This is a genomic window from Phycicoccus jejuensis, assembly GCF_044797865.1.
Taxonomy (GTDB): domain Bacteria; phylum Actinomycetota; class Actinomycetes; order Actinomycetales; family Dermatophilaceae; genus Phycicoccus; species Phycicoccus jejuensis.
This window is the reverse complement of sequence record NZ_CP085209.1, coordinates 458,743-475,889: the sequence shown is the minus strand read 5'-3', so window position 1 is coordinate 475,889 and position 17,147 is coordinate 458,743. Positions and strand designations below refer to the sequence as shown.

Below are 17,147 nucleotides of genomic sequence, written 5' to 3'. Positions count from 1 at the left end.
TGCCGCCCCGACCTCGCCCCGCCGCCCTGCCACAGCACCTCGGCACGTCGAAACCACACCGGCACGGCGAGACCATCCCGGCACGGCGAGCTCGCCCCGGCACGGCGAGGTCGCCCCGGCACCGTGATGCACCCCGGTTCGTCCGCGAGACCCCGGCTCCGAGGTCGTGTCTCGTGGACATTTCGGGGTGACCCCGAAAAGGGGAGGCGGGTGGGGCGGGTGGGGACGGGGGGTGGCGGGTCAGGCGTCGCGCAGGAGGCGCGCGACCTCGGCCTCGGCGACGGGGCGCAGCGGGGAGGCCGCCGGCAGCGTGTCGAGCTGGCGCTCCCACATCTCGAGGTCACCGGCGCCCCAGCGCGAGCGGGTCCACCCGACCATGAGGTCGGCCTCGCCGGAGGCGAGCACGGCGGCGCGCATCCGCGCCTCGAGCACCTCGCGCAGCTCCGCGACCGCCGGCGCCTCCGACCCCGGCAGCAGCGGGCCCTTGTACGCCCGCAGCGCGTCGCGCACCCGTCCGGCGGCGAGGTGCGCGAGCACGCCGGACCAGTCGGTCTCGGTCTCGGCCTGCACGCGGTAGGGCCGCGAGAGCATCACCTCCGGTCCGAGCAGCGTCCGCAGCCGGGTCATCTCGGCGCGCAACGTCGACGAGGTCACCCGCCCCGGGTACACCTCGGTCTCGAGCTGCTCGGCCGACAGGCCGCGCGGGTTCTCGGTCAGCGCGACGACGATCTCGCTGTGCCGGCGGCTGAGCCGGTGCGTGCGCCCGTCGACCTCGACGACCGCCTCCGGCAGACCCAGGCCGCGCACCCGCACGACCCCCGGCCCGAGGCCGGCGCCGGGATGCTCCCCGCCCCCGAGCAGCGTCCCGGTCAGCGCGAGCCGGCCGAGCTCGGACTCCGCCATCCGCGCCGCGGCCCGGATCATCGCGAGGCTCTGCGGGGAGGCGACGTCGGGTCCGCCCGTGATGTCGACGACGCCGAGCACCGCGCTCGTCGTCGGGTCGTGGATGGGCGCCGCCGCGCACGACCAGGGGTGGACGAGCCGGTTGAAGTGCTCCCCGGCGCGCACGACGGCGGGACCGTCGAGGTGCAGGGCCATCCCCGGGGCGTTGGTGCCGGCGGAGTGCTCGTTCCACGCCGAGCCCTCGACGAAGTTGATGTCCTCCGCGCGCCGCAGCACGTGCCGGGCCCCGGCGACCCAGAGCAGGTGGCCGCTCGCGTCACCGACCGCCATCAGTGCGTCGCAGTCGACCGCCGCGCGCCCGAGGACGTCGTAGAGCAGCGGGAAGACGTGCGAGAGGGCGTGCGCGGTGCGGTAGTCGGCGAGGTCACCGCCGTCGAGGACGACCGGGGGCAGGTGCCCCTCGGGGTCCACGCCCGCGGCGGACGAACGCAGCCAGGACTCCGCGACGACCGACCGGACCCCGTCGGGGCCACCGGCGCCGCGCCGGGCCGTCCTGCTCGACACCCTCGCAGTACACCCCGACGACGCGCCGCGGGCAACGGGCCGTTCGGACAGTGGCCCCGCACCGGCGCATCATCCGGCCCGGAGGTGCCAGCATGGGCGCAGGAGGTGGTGCGGCGTGGCCGACGTCGAGGTGAGCAGGAACGAGCACGCGTGGGTGGCCCGGGTCGACGGGCAGGTCGCCGGCGAGCTCGTGTGGCGCGAGAGCCGTGACGGCTCGGCGGTCGTCCTCGTCCACACGGGCGTCGGCGAGGCGTTCGAGGGGCAGGGCGTCGGGGGCGCGCTCGTGCGCACCGCGCTCGACGAGCTCGCCGCGGAGGGCCGCGCCGTCCGGCCGGACTGCCCGTTCGCGGCGGAGTGGCTGCGACGCCACCCCGACCACCCGGTCACGGTGCAGCAGCGCACCTGACCGACCCGGCCGGCCGCCGCGGCGCGTGCACGGGTCCGGCCTCTCCTCGTGGCGACCTGCGCGGGTCCGCGTGCGGTCGCACCCGGACCTGCGCAGGTCGCGCGGAGAAGGCGAAGCGAGAAGCGGTGCCGGGGCGGGCACGGTTGGACGGCGCCGGTGGACGGACGATCGGACACGTTGTCCCCGGCCGGTTCCCGGGTGAGGATGCCGTATGGGCACCGTCGTCAGCCGTGACGCGCGGCGGCGGTGGGCGGCCGTCGTCGCCGCGACCGGCGTGCTCGTCGGGATGCTCGCCGCGGTGCCCGTCCTCCGGTCGACCGTGGCGGTCGGGGCGGCGACGACGACCCCGGCGGAGGTGCGGCAGCGGGCCCTGGCGTCGGCCTCCGTCGCCTACACCGCCGTCGGCGAGAGCCGCGGCGGGCTGGCCCTGCCGGACGTCGGCGGCTTCGGCGACCTCGCGACGCTCCTCGGCGGGACGACCCGCACCCGCATCTGGTGGGACGGCCCGCGGCGCTGGCGGGTCGACACCGTCGACGCGGCCGGTGAGCGCGACACCTACGGCCTCGCCACCTCGACGACGACGTGGGACTACGGCAGCCGGCGGCTCGCCACCGTCACCGGCGACCCGTCGGTCCGCCTGCCCCGGGCCGACGACCTCGTCGCACCGAACGCGGGCCGCCGCCTGCTGTCCGCCGTCGGACCCGACGACCGCCTGTCCGCCCTGCCCCCACAGCGCATCGACGGACGCACCACTGACGGCCTGCGCGTCGTCCCCGCCTCGGCCCGCAGCACCCTCGCCCGCGCCGACGTCTGGGTCGACCGCGAGACCGGCCTGCCGCTGCGCGTCGTCGTCACCGCGCGCGGCGGGGCCGACGCCCTCGTCAGCGAGGTGAGCGGGGTGCGCACCGGACGGCCCCCCGCCGACGTCCTCGACCCGCCGTCGCCGCCGACCGCGCGACGCTCCCTGGACTCCGCCCCCGACCTGGTCGCCCGGGTGGCGCAGCGCTCCCCGTGGGACCTGCCGGACGAGCTCGCCGGCCTGCCGGCGTCGACGCAGGTCGTCGACGGCGCGAGCACCTACGGCACGGGACTGACCCGCGTCCTCGTGCTGCCGCTGCCCGGCCGCGTGGCGCGCGAGGTCGTCGGCAACGCGACGCGCGCCGGCTCGGTCGAGGAGGAGCTGCCCGGTGGCTCCGTCGTCCGCATCGGCTCGAGCCTGCTCAACGTCGAGCTCGTCCGCGGCGAGGACCGCTTCCACGCCTACGTCGTGGCCGGGCTCGTCGAGCCCGCGCTGCTCGACGAGGTCGCCACCGCCCTGCTCGCCTCACCACCCCCGTTCCGGGAGGACCAGTGACCGACCCCAGCCCCGACACCCCCGCCGTCGCCACGCGGGGCCTCACGAAGCGCTTCGGGCGGGTCACGGCCGTCGACGGCCTCGACCTGCTCGTGCGGCCGCGCGACCGGTACGGCTTCCTCGGGCCCAACGGCTCGGGCAAGACGACGACCGTGCGGATGCTCCTCGGCCTCGTCCACGCGACGAGCGGCGAGGCCGAGGTCCTCGGCCATCCGGTGCCCCGGCAGGCCGCCGCCGCCCTCGCGCAGGTCGGCGCCCTCGTCGAGGGTCCGGCGGCCTACCCGCACCTGTCGGCCCGGGCCAACCTGCGCCTCCTCGACGCCGCCGGCCCCCGTGACGTCGGCGACCCCCTCGCCGCCGAGGTCGGCTCCCGACGCAGCCGGCGGCGGCGCATCGAGTCGGTCCTCGACGAGGTCGGCCTGGCCGACGTCGGCCGCAAGCCGGTCCGCGCCTACTCCCTCGGGATGCGCCAGCGCCTCGGGCTGGCCGCCGCCCTCCTGCGGGGGCCGCGGCTGCTCGTGCTCGACGAGCCGACGAACGGCCTCGACCCGCGCGGCATCGCCGAGGTGCGCGACCTCCTGCTGCGCCTCAACGAGGGCGGCACGACGGTGTTCCTCTCCAGCCACCTGCTCGCCGAGGTCGAGCTGTTCTGCACGAGGGTCGGTGTGCTGCACCGCGGCCGGCTCGTCGCCCAGGACGACCTCGACGCCCTGCGGGGTCCGACGGGCCGCACGGTCGTCGACGTCGACGACGTGGAGGCCGCGGCTCGGGCGCTCGGGGTGCCCCCACCGGACCGGCGACGCACCGGGGAGCCCGCTGGCCGTCTGGTCCTCGAGGGGTCGAGCGTCGCCGAGGCGACGTCGCGGCTCGTGCGGGCCGACGTCGCCGTCCTCGAGGCCGCCCCCGAGCGACGGACCCTCGAGGAGTCGGTGCTGGAGCTGACCGCGTGATCCGGGTCGAGCTGCGCAAGCTGGTCTCGCGTCCTCGCACCTGGGTGAGCATCGGGCTGCTCTGCCTCCTGCCCGTCGTCGTCGCGGTCTTCCTGGCGGTCACCGGGATCGCGCCCCGGCCGGGCCAGGGGCCGACCCTGCTCGCCGCCGTCCTCGGCAACGGCGCGCTCTACCCGGCGGCGGCGCTCGGCATCGTCCTGCCGTTCTTCCTGCCGATCGCCGTCGCGGTGCAGGCGGGCGAGGCGGTCGCGGGCGAGGCGTCGACCGGGACGCTGCGCTACCTCCTCGTCCGGCCGGTGGGCCGCACCCGGCTCCTCGCGGCCAAGCTCGTGTCGGTCGTCGCGTACACGCTGCTGGCCGTCGTCGCCGTGGCGGTCGTCGGGTACGTCACGGGCATCTCGCTGCTGGGCAACTCGGGGCAGCTGACGACGACCACGCTCTCCGGCACCGCCCTCACCCCGACCGACCTCGCGTGGCGCACCGGCGTCATGGTGCTCTCGATCGGCTGGTCGATGGTCGGGCTCGCGGCCATCTCGCTCTTCCTCTCGACGCTCACCGACTCCTCGCTCGGCGCGGCCCTCGGCGGGCTGGCCGCCCTCGTGAGCAGCACCGTCCTCGTGACGCTCGACGCCGCGGGCTCGGTCCGCGACTACCTGCCGACCCGGTACTGGCTGGCGTGGGTCGACCTGTTCCGCGACCCCATCCCGTGGCACGACCTCCAGGCCGGCGCGCTCGTGCAGGCCGGGTACGTGCTCGTCTTCCTCGGCGCGGCGTGGGCCAACTTCACGACCCGCGACGTCACGAGCTGAGCCGCGTCAGCCGCCGAGCGCCCCGGCGCCGGCCGCCCGCAGGGCCGCGCAGTCCGCGCTCGTGGGCGGGGCGTCCGGGGCGGTGCGGCCGAGCGAGCGCAGGACGACGCCCACCGCGAGCGGGTCGCCGGGCAGCCCGCCGTGGGTCACCCGCGCGTCCGCGCAGACCGCCTGCAGCTCGACGTCCTCCGCGCCCGCGAGGACGGCCGAGTCCGGCGGGGTGACGGTCTCGTCGTCGCGGGTCCAGATGCTCGTCCAGCGGGCGCTGCCGGGGGCCTCGGGCAGGCCGGCGAGCAGGTCGCTGCCCTCGGCGAGCTGGCGGCAGGCCGTGGGGCAGGCCCCGCCGAGCAGGGCGCCGAGGTCGGCGACGGTCGTGCCGTGGTGCGGCGACCCGAGCGTGACGACGCGTCGGGCCACCCCGGCGCCCTCGCCGGCCACCCACACGCGCGCGACGACACCCCCGGCCGAGTAGCCGACGACGTCGACGGACGCGGCGCCCTCGGCGAGCGCGGCGTCGGCGGCCCGACCGACCGCGGCCGCCTGGGCCGCGAGGTCACCGGTGCCGTCCCCGACCTCGACGACGCGCGGGTCGCGACCCGCTGTGCGCAGGGCGGTGACGAGCGAGGCGAGCGATGCGGTGCTGCCGCCGTACCCGGGGACGAGCAGCACCGGGCCGGCGGCGGTGTCGGCCGGGTCCGACGCCAGCCGGGGGACGAGCACGAGCGCGAGCACGCCGAGGACGACGACGGCGAGCGCCCCTGCGAGGAACGCCCGGCGGCGCGGGCTCATCGTCGGTCTCCCACCCGGCCGATGCTACGAGGCGGGTGGCCGGACCCGGCCTCAGCGACCGCGCGCGAAGACGGCGTCGACCGCGGGGATGCGCGACCGGTAGCCGGCGAGCAGCTCGCGGGCGACGGTGACGGAGTCGACGAGGGGGTGCAGGGCGAAGGCCTGCACCGCGTCGCGCTCGGAGCCGGTGCGGGCCGCCGCGATGACGAGCCGCTCGACGGCCTTGACCTGCTCGACGAGCCCGAGCGCGTGCCCGGTGAGCGGCGGCAGCGGGTGCGGCCGGGGGCCGGAGGCGTCGACGGTGCAGGGGACCTCGACGACCGCGTCGTCCGGCAGGCCCGGGACCGTGCCCCGGCTGCGCACGTTGAGGATGAGCTCGGCCGGCTCGCCGCGGGAGATCGCCGCCATGATGGCGAGCGCGACCCCCTCGTAGCCGCCGCCCTGGACGTCGGCCTCGTCGCGCTCCTCGTCCTCGCCGCGCGCCTCCTGCATGTAGGTGGCGTTGCGCTCCATCCGCACGCGGTCCCACTCGGCGAGCGCACCGGACCCGTTCGGGCCGCTGGGCCCTCCGGAGCGCAGCGACGCGTAGAAGCCCTGCTGCTGGTCCAGCAGGTACTCGCCGCGGGTCTGCGGCGCCGCCGTGATCGAGCGGACCGCGTCGCGGGTGAAGTAGTAGTAGTAGAGGTACTCGTTGGGCACGACCCCGAGCGTGCGGACCCAGTCCAGCCCGAAGAGCTGCCCCTCCTCCATCGAGGCGAGCGCGGCGTCGTCGGCGAGGAGGTCGGGCAGGACGTCGCGTCCGTCGAAGTGCAGGCCGCGCAGCCAGCCGAGGTGGTTGAGCCCGACGTAGTCGACGGTCGTGCGGGCCGGGTCGATGCCGAGCGTCGCAGCGGCCCGGCGCGCGAGCCCGATCGGGCTGTCGCAGATGCCGATCACGCGGTCGTGCAGCACCGACTGCATCGCCTCGGTGATCATCCCGGCCGGGTTCGTGAAGTTGATGACCCACGCGTCGGGGGCGACCGCGGCGACGCGCTCGGCGACGTGCAGCGCGACGGGGACGGTCCGCAGCCCGTAGGCGAGGCCGCCGGGGCCGGTGGTCTCCTGGCCGAGCAGCCCGAGGTCGAGGGCGACGCGCTCGTCGGCCGTACGACCCTCGAGGCCCCCGACCCGGATGGCCGAGAAGACGAAGTCGCTGCCCTCGAGCGCGGTGTCGAGGTCGGTGCTCGTGTGGACGCAGGGGGCGTCGGGGTCGCCGTCGGCCATCTCGGCGAGCACCCGCCCGATGGCGGCCAGCCGCTCCTCGTCGACGTCGTGCAGCCACACCTCGTCGACCCGTCGCTCGTGCCGGTCGCGCAGCAGGGCGCCGTAGACGAGCGGGGTCCGGAAGCCCCCACCGCCGAGCATCGCGAGCTTCATGCGAGCACCACCTCCGTGCCGGCGGCCCGACAGGCCGCCAGGGTCGCGGGGTCGGCCCCCTCGTTGGTCAGGACGAGGTCGACGGCGCCGGCCTCGCAGACGCGCAGCGAGCCGGTGCCGGGCATCTTGTGCCGGTCGACGAGGAGCACCGAGGTGTCACCGGCCTGCAGCAGGGCGCGCTTGACCGGCACCTCGACCGCGGTCGTGTCGAGCACGGTGCCGTCGGCCCGGACGCCGCTGGCGCCGAGGAACACGTACGAGCCCTGCACCTGGCGCAGCGCGTCCTCGGTGAGCGACCCGACGAGCGAGTGGTAGGTCCGGCGGACGATGCCGCCGAGGAGGATGAGCTCGACGGCGTCGTCGTCGCGCAGGACGTCGAGGACGGCGAGGCTCGCGGTGACGACCGTGACGTGCCGGCCGCGCAGCTCGCGGGCGAGCAGCATCGTCGTCGTCCCGATGTCGAGGACGACCGAGTCGCCGTCGGCGACCATCGCGGCGGCCCGCCGGGCGACGGCCGCCTTGTCCCCGGCGTCGGTGGCCGCGACCTCGGCGAAGCCCCGCAGCGCGTCGGCGTCGGCGACGTTCGTCGGGACGGCGCCGCCGTGCACCCGACGCAGGGAGCCGAGCCGCTCGAGCTCGATGAGGTCGCGCCGCACCGTGGCGACGGACACCCCGCACAGCTCGGCGAGCTCCTCGGTCGAGGCGACCCCGCGCGCGCGGAGGCGACCGACGATGGATCGCTGCCGGGCCGCTCGCATGCCGTCACTGTACCGATCAGATTTCGTCACGTCATGATCACGGATGAAGAATTAGGTGCACCGACTGCTTGTCCGACCCCGTCGTCGGGTGCATGCTTGGCCCTTCGACCGCCCCGCTGACCCGAGGAGCCCGCCGTGCCGTCCCCGGCCTTCGACCCGCTCGCCGCGCAGCGGGCCGACGACGCCCCGCAGATCGACGTCCTCGTCTGGGGCACGGTCTTCCTCGACATCATCATGACCGGCCTCGAGGCGCTGCCCGACGGCGGCCAGGAGGTCTGGGCCACGGGGATGGGCTCGTGCCCCGGCGGCATCGCGAACCTCGCCGTCGCCGCGCGGCGGCTCGGCCTCAACACCTCGCTCGCCGCCGCGTTCGGCGACGACGCCTACGGCGACTTCTGCTGGGAGACCCTCGCCGACGAGGAGGGCGTCGACCTCTCCCGCTCGCGCCGCTTCGAGGGCTGGCACTCGCCGGTCACCGTCTCGATGGCGGTCGCCCGCGACCGCGGGATGGTCAGCCACGGCCACCCGCCGCCCCTCGACGCGACCGCCCTCATCGGCGAGCCGCCGCGCAGCCGCGCCGTCATGGCCGAGCTCGCACCCGACCGGCTGCTCGTCGACGCCGACGAGCCGACGTGGGTCGAGAAGGCCCGGGCGCAGGGCGCGCTCGTGTTCGCCGACGTCGGCTGGGACCCCAGCGGCACGTGGCCGCGCACGGTGCTCGAGCAGCTCGGCACGTGCGACGCGTTCCTGCCCAACGCCGTCGAGGCGATGGCCTACACCCGCACCCGCACCCCGAGCGAGGCGCTCTACGCGCTCGCCGACCTCGTGCCGCTCGCCGTCGTCACCAACGGCGAGGAGGGCGCGCTGGCGATCGACTCGCGCACCGGGGAGGAGGCGGTCGTCCCCGCGCTGCGCGTCGACGCCCTCGACCCCACCGGCGCCGGTGACGTCTTCGGGGCCGCCGTCGTCCTCGGGACCCTCGCGGAGTGGCCTCTCCAGCAGCGCATCTCGTTCGCCGCGCTGTGCTCGGCACTCGCCGTGCAGCACTTCGGCGGCTCGCTCGCCGCCCCCGGCTGGGGCGACATCGCCGACTGGTGGCACCACCTGCGCGACGGTGAGGCCACCGACAGCTACCACCGCTCGGTCCGCCGCCGGTACGCGTTCCTCGACGACCTCGTCCAGGACGTCCCCGTCGGCGCCGGGCGCCGCGCCACCGCCACCATCGCCCGCCACGTCGACGTCGAGGGATACCCCCGCGGCACCGTCATCCACCGAGGAGCACCCGCATGAGGAGACGACCCACCACCCGCCTGATCGCCGTCGGCGCCCTGGGTGCCCTGGCCCTCACCGCCTGCACCCCCGGGTCGGGCAGCGACGGCACGGGGTCCAGCGCCGCCCCGACCGGGACGGTCAACACCGACCCCGCGTCGCTCGGCCAGGTCACCCTGACGGTCTGGGACCAGGAGGTCCGCGGCGGCCAGGCCGCGCAGATCGAGGAGCTCAACAAGGAGTTCCAGGCGAAGTACCCGAACATCACGCTCAAGCGCGTCTCGCGCTCGTTCGACGACCTCAAGACCATCCTCGGCCTCGCCCTCTCGGGCAACGACGCCCCGGACGTCTTCCAGGCCAACAACGGGCGCCCGGACATGGGCAAGTTCGTCCAGGCCGGGCAGCTCCTGCCGCTCGACCGCTACGCCGACGCCTACGGCTGGACCGACCGCTACCCCGAGTCGGTCCGCAAGTACTCGAGCTACTCGCCCGACGGCAAGACCTTCGGCACCGGCAACCTCTACGGCCTGCCGCAGGTCGGCGAGGTCGTCGGCGTCTACGCGGACAAGGCCGTCCTCGCGAAGGCCGGTGTCTCCGAGGTCCCGAGCGACTGGGCCGGCTTCGAGGCGAGCCTCCAGAAGGTCAAGGACGCCGGCGAGCAGCCTCTCGTCCTCGGCAACCTCGACAAGTGGCCCGCCATCCACGTCTTCGGCACCGTCCAGGCGCAGACCACGCCGGCCGACCAGATCCGGACCCTCGGCTTCGGGCAGCCCGGCGGCAGCTGGACCACCGCCGAGAACACGAAGGCCGCGCAGACGCTCGTCGACTGGGTCGACAAGGGCTACTTCTCCAAGGACGTCAACGGGCTCGGCTACGACCCCGCCTGGCAGCAGTTCAGCAAGGGCACCGGCGCCTACCTCATCGCCGGCACCTGGCTGCAGGCCGACCTCGGCAAGGCGATGGGCGACGACGTCACCTTCGTCCTGCCGCCGAAGGCCCAGCAGGCGCCCGTCGCCACCGGCGGCACCGGCATCCCGTGGGCGGTCTCGAGCAAGACGAAGAACCCCGACGCCGCCGCGGCCTACATCGACTTCATCACGAACAAGGACGCGATGGGCATCCTCGCGAAAACCGAGAACCTGCCGGTCGCCGACACCGCCGACCAGAAGGCGCCGAGCGCGATCGGGCAGGACGTGTTCACCGCCTTCGGCACCGCCGTCGACGACGACTCGCTCGTCCCGTACCTCGACTACGCGACGCCGACGATGTCCGACACCCTCGGCGCGGCCCTGCAGGACCTCCTCGCGAAGAAGGCCACGCCCGGGCAGTTCCTCGAGACGGTGCAGAAGGACTACGGCGACTTCGTCGCCCAGAACGGATGAGCGAGACCGCGACGGCGGCACCCAGCCGCGCCCGCACCCCCGAGGGGACCCGCCGCCGACGCCGCGGCGGGCCCCCCGGGGAGCCGCGCGCCGTCGGCTGGCTCTACGTCCTGCCGGCGCTCCTCGTCTACGCGGCCTTCCTCCTCTACCCGCTCCTGCGCGCGGTCCAGATCTCGCTCTACGACTGGAACGGCAACACGCTGGCGACCTGGGCGGGCCTCGACAACTACGTCGAGGTCGTCGGCGACCCGGCCCTGCGCGCGTCCTTCGGGCACGCCCTCGTCCTCATCGCGTTCTACGCGCTGCTGCCGCTCGTCGTCGGCCTCGTGCTCGCCGCCGTCCTCGGGCGCGCCAAGGTCCGCGGCCTCGGCTTCTTCCGCACCGTCGTCTTCCTGCCGCAGGTCGTCGCGATGGTCGTCATCGCCGTGGCCTGGCGCCGGATGTACGCACCCGACGGCAGCATCAACGACCTGCTGTCGGCGATCGGACTCGACGCCCTGACCCGGGGCTGGCTCGGCGACTACACCGCCGCGCTGCCGGCGGTCGGCCTCATCGGCACGTGGTTCGAGATCGGCCTCGTCACCGTGCTGCTGCTCGCCGGGATGGGCAAGATCCCCACCGAGCTCTACGAGGCCGCCCGGCTCGACGGCGCCGGCGCGGTGCGTGAGTTCTTCGTCGTCACGCTGCCGGCGCTGCGTGGCGAGATCGCGGTCGCCCTGACGCTCACCGTGATCGCGGCGCTGCGCACCTTCGACCTCGTCTACGTGACGACCCGCGGCGGGCCCGGCACGAGCACCTCGGTGCCGTCGTACGAGGTCTACAACCGCGCCTTCCAGCAGGGGCGTGTCGGGTCGGCCGCCGCCATCGCCGTCGTGCTGACGGTCATCATCTTCGCGATCTCGTTCGGCATCACCCGGATCGCGGAGCGGGACCGCTGATGCGCGTCTCCCGCGCCGAGCGCGCCACCAACTACGTCATCCTCGCGGCCTTCGCCGTCTTCGCGCTGTGGCCGATCCTCGGGGTCGTCGTCGCGGCCCTCGGGCCGGACGACGCCGCGGGCGGCACCGTGGGCGCCGGCGTCCTGGGCCTGCACCCCGAGAACTTCGTGACCGCCTGGAACCAGGGCCGGTTCGGCAGCTACCTGCGCACCAGCCTCCTCGTCTCGAGCACGGTCGTCGTCGTCAGCGTCGTCTTCTCGCTCCTCGCCGGCTACGCCCTCGGGACGATGCGCTTCCGCGGGGCGACGGTGCTGTTCTACGTCTTCCTCGTCGGCATCATGATGCCGAGCGAGGCCGTGCTCGTGCCGCTGTACTACGACCTGCGCGCGCTCGGGCTCACCGACACCATCTGGGCGCTGCTGCTGCCGCAGGTCGCGCAGTCCGTGGCGTTCGGCACCTTCTGGATGCGGGCCTGGTTCCGCTCCGCGAACCGGTCCGTCGTCGAGGCCGCCCGGCTCGACGGCGCCTCGACGTGGCGCATCCTCTGGCAGGTGCTCGTGCCGCTCGCCCGGCCGGCGGTCGTCACGCTCACCGTGCTCACCTTCATGTGGACCTGGAACGAGTTCCTCGTCCCCCTCGTCATGGTCGTCTCCGAGTCGCTGCGCACCGCGCCGCTCGGGCTGGCGTTCTTCCAGGGGCAGTACACGCAGGGCTTCACCCTCCTCGCGGCCGGTGCCTGCATCGTCGCGACCCCGGTGGTCGTGCTCTACCTGTTCCTGCAGCGCCACTTCATCGCCGGGATGCTCGAAGGAGCAGTCCGGGAGTAGGGCAGGGGATTCCGCACCACCGACAGGGATTGGGGTCAACGATGACCACGCACGTCAGCAGACCACGCGCGTCCGCGCGGAGGGTGGCGACGCTCGCCACCACCGTCGCGCTCGCGCTCACCGGGGCGGGGGCCGCCGCGGCGACCACGTCCGGTGACCACCACGGCGGAGGACACTCCTCGCGCCCGCCGACCTCGACGACGTCCGCCGGGAAGCCGGTCGACCTCGGGGCGCTGTTCATCGGCGCGCACCCCGACGACGAGGCCGGCTCGCTGTCGGCCTACGGGCAGTGGGGTCACGACAACCACCTGCGCACCGGCGTCGTCACCGTGACGCGCGGCGAGGGCGGCGGCAACGCGGTCGGCCCCGAGGAGGGCCCGCCGCTCGGCCTCCTGCGCGAGAAGGAGGAGCGCTCGGCCGTCGGTCGGGCGGGCATCACCGACATCTTCAACCTCGACGAGGTCGACTTCTACTACACCGTCAGCGACCCGCTGACCCAGGAGGTCTGGGACCACGACGAGGTCCTCGGCAAGGTCGTCCGGGTCATCCGCGAGACCCGCCCCGAGATCCTCTTCACGATGGACCCCGCGCCGTCTCCCGGCAACCACGGCAACCACCAGGAGGCCGCGCGCCTCGCGACCGAGGCCTTCGCGGCCGCGGGCGACCCGACGCGCTACCCGGAGCAGATCCGCTCGGAGGGCCTGCGGCCGTTCTCGCCCGACAAGCTGATGATGCGCGGGTCGGCCACCGCCCCGACCGGTGAGCAGTGCATGGCGCAGCTCGCCCCGAAGGACCCGACCCAGACGGTCTACGGCGTGTGGGCCGGCGCCACCTCGCCGGACGGCCGCACCTGGGCCGCCGTCGAGCGCGACGCGCAGCGCCAGTACGCCTCCCAGGGCTGGGCCGGCTTCCCCGACGTGCCGACCGACCCGACGAAGATCGGCTGCGACGTCTTCCGCCAGGTCGACTCGCGCGTGCCGTTCGCCGAGCCGGGCACCGCTGCGGCGCAGCGCTCCTGGTCGGCGCTCGCCGGGTCCACGGTGCACGCACCGGGCACCGTCCCGCTGGGCACCGGCCTGCGCGTCGACACCGACCGCTTCGGTGTCCTGCCCGGCCGGTCGTTCGAGGCGACGGTCTCCGTCACGGCGCCCCGTCGCGCCCTGCCGGGTGCCTCCGTCCGGCTCGACCTGCCCGACGGCTGGACCGCGACCGGCCGACGTGACCTCGGCACCGTGAAGCCCGGGCGCACCGTCACCCGCACGTTCACGGTCACCCCGGCGGCCGACGCCGACGCCGGCCAGCGGGCGCGCGTCGCCGCCCGCCTCTCGACGAAGGTCGGGTCCGGCTACTCCGACCGCGTCGTCGAGGTCGTCCCGACGGTCTCGGCGCGCCAGCAGCTGCTGCCCCAGGTCGCCGACTTCGAGCGGTGGGCCCCGGCGACGGCCGACGAGCCCCAGCTGAGCGGCACCGTCACGCCGGTCCTGCCCATCGCCTCCGGCAAGAGCCGTGAGGTGCGGGTCGACCTGCACAACAACGGCACCCGCCCGGATGCCGGCACGGTGGCCCTCGAGCTGCCCGACGGCTTCTCCGCCGAGCCGGCGAGCGCCGACTACGGGCCGCTGGCGGCCGGGGCGGACGGCAGCGTGACGTTCACCGTCACCAACACCGACGCCTCCCTCCCGACCTCCAACCAGGGCGGCACCCCCGGCGCCGCGGCCGGTGACTACGCCTACCGGATCGTCACGACGACCCGGGCTGGCACCTCGACGACCGGTGGCGCCCTCGAGATCGTCCCGACCACGACGATCGAGGAGGCCTCCGCCGCACCGGTGGTCGACGGCACCGAGTCGCCGGGCGAGTACCCCGGCGAGGCCATCGACATCTCCCGCCTCTGGGAGGGGACGGCCTGCTCCTCGGCCGCCGACTGCTCGGCCACGGCGAAGGTCGCCTGGCACGAGGACACGCTCAACGTCCTCGTGCACGTGACCGACGACGTGCTCGGCACCCGGCTCGACACTGCGGACTGCAAGCGGCACTGGCGCACCGACTCGGTCGAGATCGCGATCGACCCGCGGGGCGACAGCGAGAACACCTCGACGACGTTCAAGGCAGCCGTCCTCCCCGCCACGGCGGAGGGTCCGGCGTGCGGCCTGCGCGACGCCGACAACCACCAGGGCCCGGCGGCAGAGACCGCTCCCGGCATGAAGGTGGCGTCGACGGTGAACGAGCCGTACGACGGCTACACCGTCGAGGTGTCCATCCCGATGTCGGAGCTCCCCGGCGCGGTCGACCCCGAGCACCTCGGGCTCGACCTGTTCGTCTACGACTCCGACACCCAGGACAAGACCGGCCAGACCCGCATCGGCTGGTCGACCTGGGGCGGCGTGCAGGGCGACCCGTACCGCTGGGGCGTCGCGACGCTGCCGGGCTACACCCCGCCGGCTGACCGTCCGACCGAGGCGCCGGAGCCGGTGATCCCGCGCACGGCGCTGTCGTCGCTCGACAGCCCGCCGTCGCTCGAGCAGGCGGTGCGCAACGACGTGCCGCTGGCCGGTGGCCCCGCGAGCGCGCCGCAGCGCGCCGGATGGGTCGAGCGCGTCTCGACCTCGAAGGACACCGCGTGGGTCCGCCTGCACGCCAACGCCGCCGGGACGGCGCACGTCTACGTCGTCGACGGCAAGGGCACCATCGGGTCCCGCACCGTCACGATCGGCGGCGCCACCGAGCGCGGCATCACGGTCGACCTCGACCGGCGCGGCGGAAGCAACACCCGCGTCTACGTCGGCTGGCTCGACCGGGCCGGCGGGACGCTGGCGTCGGTGGCCGGCCCCCGCTGACCCCCCTCCCCCTCGGAGTCGAGTGCGGACGTGGTCGCCGGAGCAACCACTTCCGCCCTCGACACCGGTGAGAACCCGCCACTCGCACGACCCATCGCGGGCTACACCGCAGTAAGTGTCGCCACAGCAGCACGTACTGCGGTGTAGCCCGCACCGGCGTGCGCGGGGGCTCCGGGGACGAATGCGGGTTGCGACCACCCGGTGGCGCCGGGGTACCGTGGTCGGACCATGAAGCACTGACCCACGCCCTGCTCGCGCCCGAGGCACCGCCCGGCGAGCACGCAAGCACCACCGCGTGGAGTCCCCGTGCCAGCATCCTCCCCCCTCGTCGTCCGCGACCTGTCCTACGCCGTCGACGGCCGCCTCGTCCTCGACGGCGTCTCGCTCACCGTCCCGCCCGGCCACCGCGTCGGGCTCGTCGGCGAGAACGGCTCCGGCAAGTCGACGCTCCTTGCCTGCCTCGCCGGCCGGCTCGCCCCGACGTCGGGGTCAGCGGGCCTCCCCGACGACCTCGGGTACCTGCCGCAGGACTCCGGGCTCGACCCGTCCGCGACCGTCGGCGCCGTGCTGCGCGCGGCCCTCGCGCCGCTGCACCGGCTCGCCGCCGACGTCGAGCGGCTCGCCACCGATCTCGCCACCCGGCCGGACGACGCCACGACCTCGGCGGCCTACGACGACGCCCTGGCCCGGGCCGTCGCCCGCGACGCGTGGGACGCCGACCGCCGGGCCGAGGTGGCGGCGCACGCGCTCGGGCTGGAGCGCATCCCCCACGACCGGCTCGTCGCGCGGACGAGCGGCGGCGAGCGCACCCGCCTCGCCCTCGCGGCGCTCCTCGTGCGCCGCCCGGACGCGCTCCTCCTCGACGAGCCGACCAACCACCTCGACGACGCCGCGCTCGAGTTCCTCGAGTCCGAGCTGTCGTCGATGCCGGGAGCCGTGCTCGTCGCGAGCCACGACCGGGTGCTGCTCGAGCGGGCCTGCACCGGGGTCGTCGACCTCGACCCGCGCCACCGCGGCACGGACGGTGTCGGCGGGGCGTCGTGGACCGGCTCCTTCGCCGACTACCGCGCGGCGAAGGCGGCCGCCCGCCGGCGCTGGGAGGAGCAGTGGCTCGAGGAGCGCGAGCTCGTCGCGGACCTGCGCGAGCGGGCCGTCACCCGCGAGGGCGGCGTCGCCCACGGCCGGGGCCCGACCGACAACGACAAGTTCATCCACGCGTTCAAGGGCTCGCGCGTGCAGACCGCCGCCCGCCGCCGGGCCAAGGACGCCGAGCGGCGCCTCGAGCGCATCGTCGCCGACCCCGTGCCGCGTCCCCCGGCGCGGCTGAGGCTGGACGTCGACCTGGGCCGCGGGGGCGCGCCGTCCTCGGGCGTGCGGGTCCGCGACCTCCACGTGCCCGGACGCCTCCGGCTCGCGCGGCTCGACGTCGCGGCCGGCGAGCACCTGCTCGTCACCGGGCCCAACGGCTGCGGCAAGTCCACGCTGCTGCGCGCCCTCGCGGACGCCCCGCGGCACCGCGGCGTCGACGTCGGCGGCCGGGTGGCGCGCCTCGCCCAGGACACCGTCTTCGACGACCCGCGGCGCAGCCCCCAGCAGCTCGTCGCCGCGCAGCAGGGCCTCGCCGAGGACGACGCGCGGGCCGCGCTCCTGCCGCTCGGGCTCGTCCACCCGCGCGACGCCGCCCGCCCGGTCGGCGACCTCAGCCTCGGCCAGCAGCGACGGCTCGCCCTCGCCCTCGTCGTCCTGGACCGCCCGGACGTCCTCCTCCTCGACGAGCCGACGAACCACCTGTCGCTCACCCTCGTCGACGAGCTCGAGGAGGCCGTCGACGCGTCGCCGGCGACGGTGCTCGTCGCCTCGCACGACCGCTGGCTGCGGCGTCGATGGACCGCACGCGAGCTGCCGCTGCCCGCACGCGGCGACGTACGGTGAGGCGATGAGCCGC

Annotated in this window: 14 protein-coding genes; 10 read left to right on the top strand and 4 right to left on the bottom strand. The window is 75.2% G+C overall.

Annotation, left to right across the window (positions count from 1 at the left end; translation table 11 throughout):
* Positions 1-240: 240 nt before the first annotated feature.
* Positions 241-1,467, bottom strand: coding sequence for a GAF domain-containing protein (locus LG324_RS02125; RefSeq protein WP_404351434.1), 1,227 nt, complete (start codon positions 1,465-1,467; stop codon positions 241-243).
* Between the two features lie 115 nt (positions 1,468-1,582).
* Here LG324_RS02125 and LG324_RS02120 point away from each other — a divergent pair, with 115 nt between their 5' ends.
* The 4 genes from LG324_RS02120 to LG324_RS02105 all read left to right on the top strand — a co-directional run bounded on the left by LG324_RS02120 (position 1,583) and on the right by LG324_RS02105 (position 4,986).
* Positions 1,583-1,873 (top strand): GNAT family N-acetyltransferase, encoded by a 291-nt coding sequence (locus LG324_RS02120; protein ID WP_030527155.1) that lies wholly within the window; start codon positions 1,583-1,585, stop codon positions 1,871-1,873.
* A 211-nt stretch (positions 1,874-2,084) separates the two neighbouring features.
* Positions 2,085-3,227, top strand: coding sequence for a hypothetical protein (locus LG324_RS02115; RefSeq protein ID WP_404351432.1), 1,143 nt, complete (start codon positions 2,085-2,087; stop codon positions 3,225-3,227).
* Complete coding sequence (locus tag LG324_RS02110; RefSeq protein WP_404351430.1) at positions 3,224-4,177, top strand: ABC transporter ATP-binding protein; 954 nt, start codon at positions 3,224-3,226, stop codon at positions 4,175-4,177. Before LG324_RS02115 ends, LG324_RS02110 begins: the two co-directional genes overlap by 4 nt.
* A complete protein-coding gene (locus tag LG324_RS02105) occupies positions 4,174-4,986 on the top strand; it encodes an ABC transporter permease (protein WP_207023856.1) in 813 nt (270 codons plus the stop codon). Before LG324_RS02110 ends, LG324_RS02105 begins: the two co-directional genes overlap by 4 nt.
* A gap of 6 nt (positions 4,987-4,992) precedes the next feature.
* Here LG324_RS02105 and LG324_RS02100 read toward each other — a convergent pair whose 3' ends face one another.
* The 3 genes from LG324_RS02100 to LG324_RS02090 are packed head-to-tail and all read right to left on the bottom strand — an operon-like array spanning position 4,993 to position 7,949.
* Positions 4,993-5,775: a lipase family alpha/beta hydrolase gene (locus tag LG324_RS02100; protein WP_404351428.1), complete on the bottom strand. Its 783-nt coding sequence runs from the start codon at positions 5,773-5,775 to the stop codon at positions 4,993-4,995.
* Between the two features lie 51 nt (positions 5,776-5,826).
* Positions 5,827-7,191, bottom strand: a complete 1,365-nt coding sequence (locus tag LG324_RS02095; RefSeq protein ID WP_404351426.1) for a 6-phospho-beta-glucosidase — start codon at positions 7,189-7,191, stop codon at positions 5,827-5,829.
* Positions 7,188-7,949 carry a DeoR/GlpR family DNA-binding transcription regulator gene (locus LG324_RS02090; protein ID WP_404351424.1) on the bottom strand — a complete coding sequence of 254 codons (762 nt, stop codon included), beginning with the start codon at positions 7,947-7,949 and terminating at the stop codon, positions 7,188-7,190. Before LG324_RS02090 ends, LG324_RS02095 begins: the two co-directional genes overlap by 4 nt.
* Positions 7,950-8,084: 135 nt before the next feature.
* Here LG324_RS02090 and LG324_RS02085 point away from each other — a divergent pair, with 135 nt between their 5' ends.
* The 6 genes from LG324_RS02085 to LG324_RS02060 all read left to right on the top strand — a co-directional run bounded on the left by LG324_RS02085 (position 8,085) and on the right by LG324_RS02060 (position 17,134).
* The gene (locus LG324_RS02085; protein ID WP_404351422.1) at positions 8,085-9,239 is read left to right on the top strand and encodes a PfkB family carbohydrate kinase; all 1,155 of its coding nucleotides are present in this window, start codon (positions 8,085-8,087) and stop codon (positions 9,237-9,239) included.
* Positions 9,236-10,600: an extracellular solute-binding protein gene (locus LG324_RS02080; RefSeq protein WP_404351420.1), complete on the top strand. Its 1,365-nt coding sequence runs from the start codon at positions 9,236-9,238 to the stop codon at positions 10,598-10,600. The genes LG324_RS02085 and LG324_RS02080 overlap by 4 nt, the downstream gene beginning before the upstream one ends.
* Positions 10,597-11,538, top strand: a complete 942-nt coding sequence (locus LG324_RS02075) for a carbohydrate ABC transporter permease (RefSeq protein WP_404351418.1) — start codon at positions 10,597-10,599, stop codon at positions 11,536-11,538. The genes LG324_RS02080 and LG324_RS02075 overlap by 4 nt, the downstream gene beginning before the upstream one ends.
* Complete coding sequence (locus LG324_RS02070) at positions 11,538-12,365, top strand: carbohydrate ABC transporter permease (protein WP_030527165.1); 828 nt, start codon at positions 11,538-11,540, stop codon at positions 12,363-12,365. The genes LG324_RS02075 and LG324_RS02070 overlap by 1 nt, the downstream gene beginning before the upstream one ends.
* Before the next feature lie 41 nt (positions 12,366-12,406).
* A complete protein-coding gene (locus LG324_RS02065) occupies positions 12,407-15,202 on the top strand; it encodes a sugar-binding protein (RefSeq protein WP_404351416.1) in 2,796 nt (931 codons plus the stop codon).
* A gap of 306 nt (positions 15,203-15,508) precedes the next feature.
* Entirely contained in the window at positions 15,509-17,134 is a 1,626-nt protein-coding gene (locus LG324_RS02060) for an ABC-F family ATP-binding cassette domain-containing protein (RefSeq protein WP_404351414.1), read from the top strand.
* Positions 17,135-17,147: the final 13 nt, after the last annotated feature.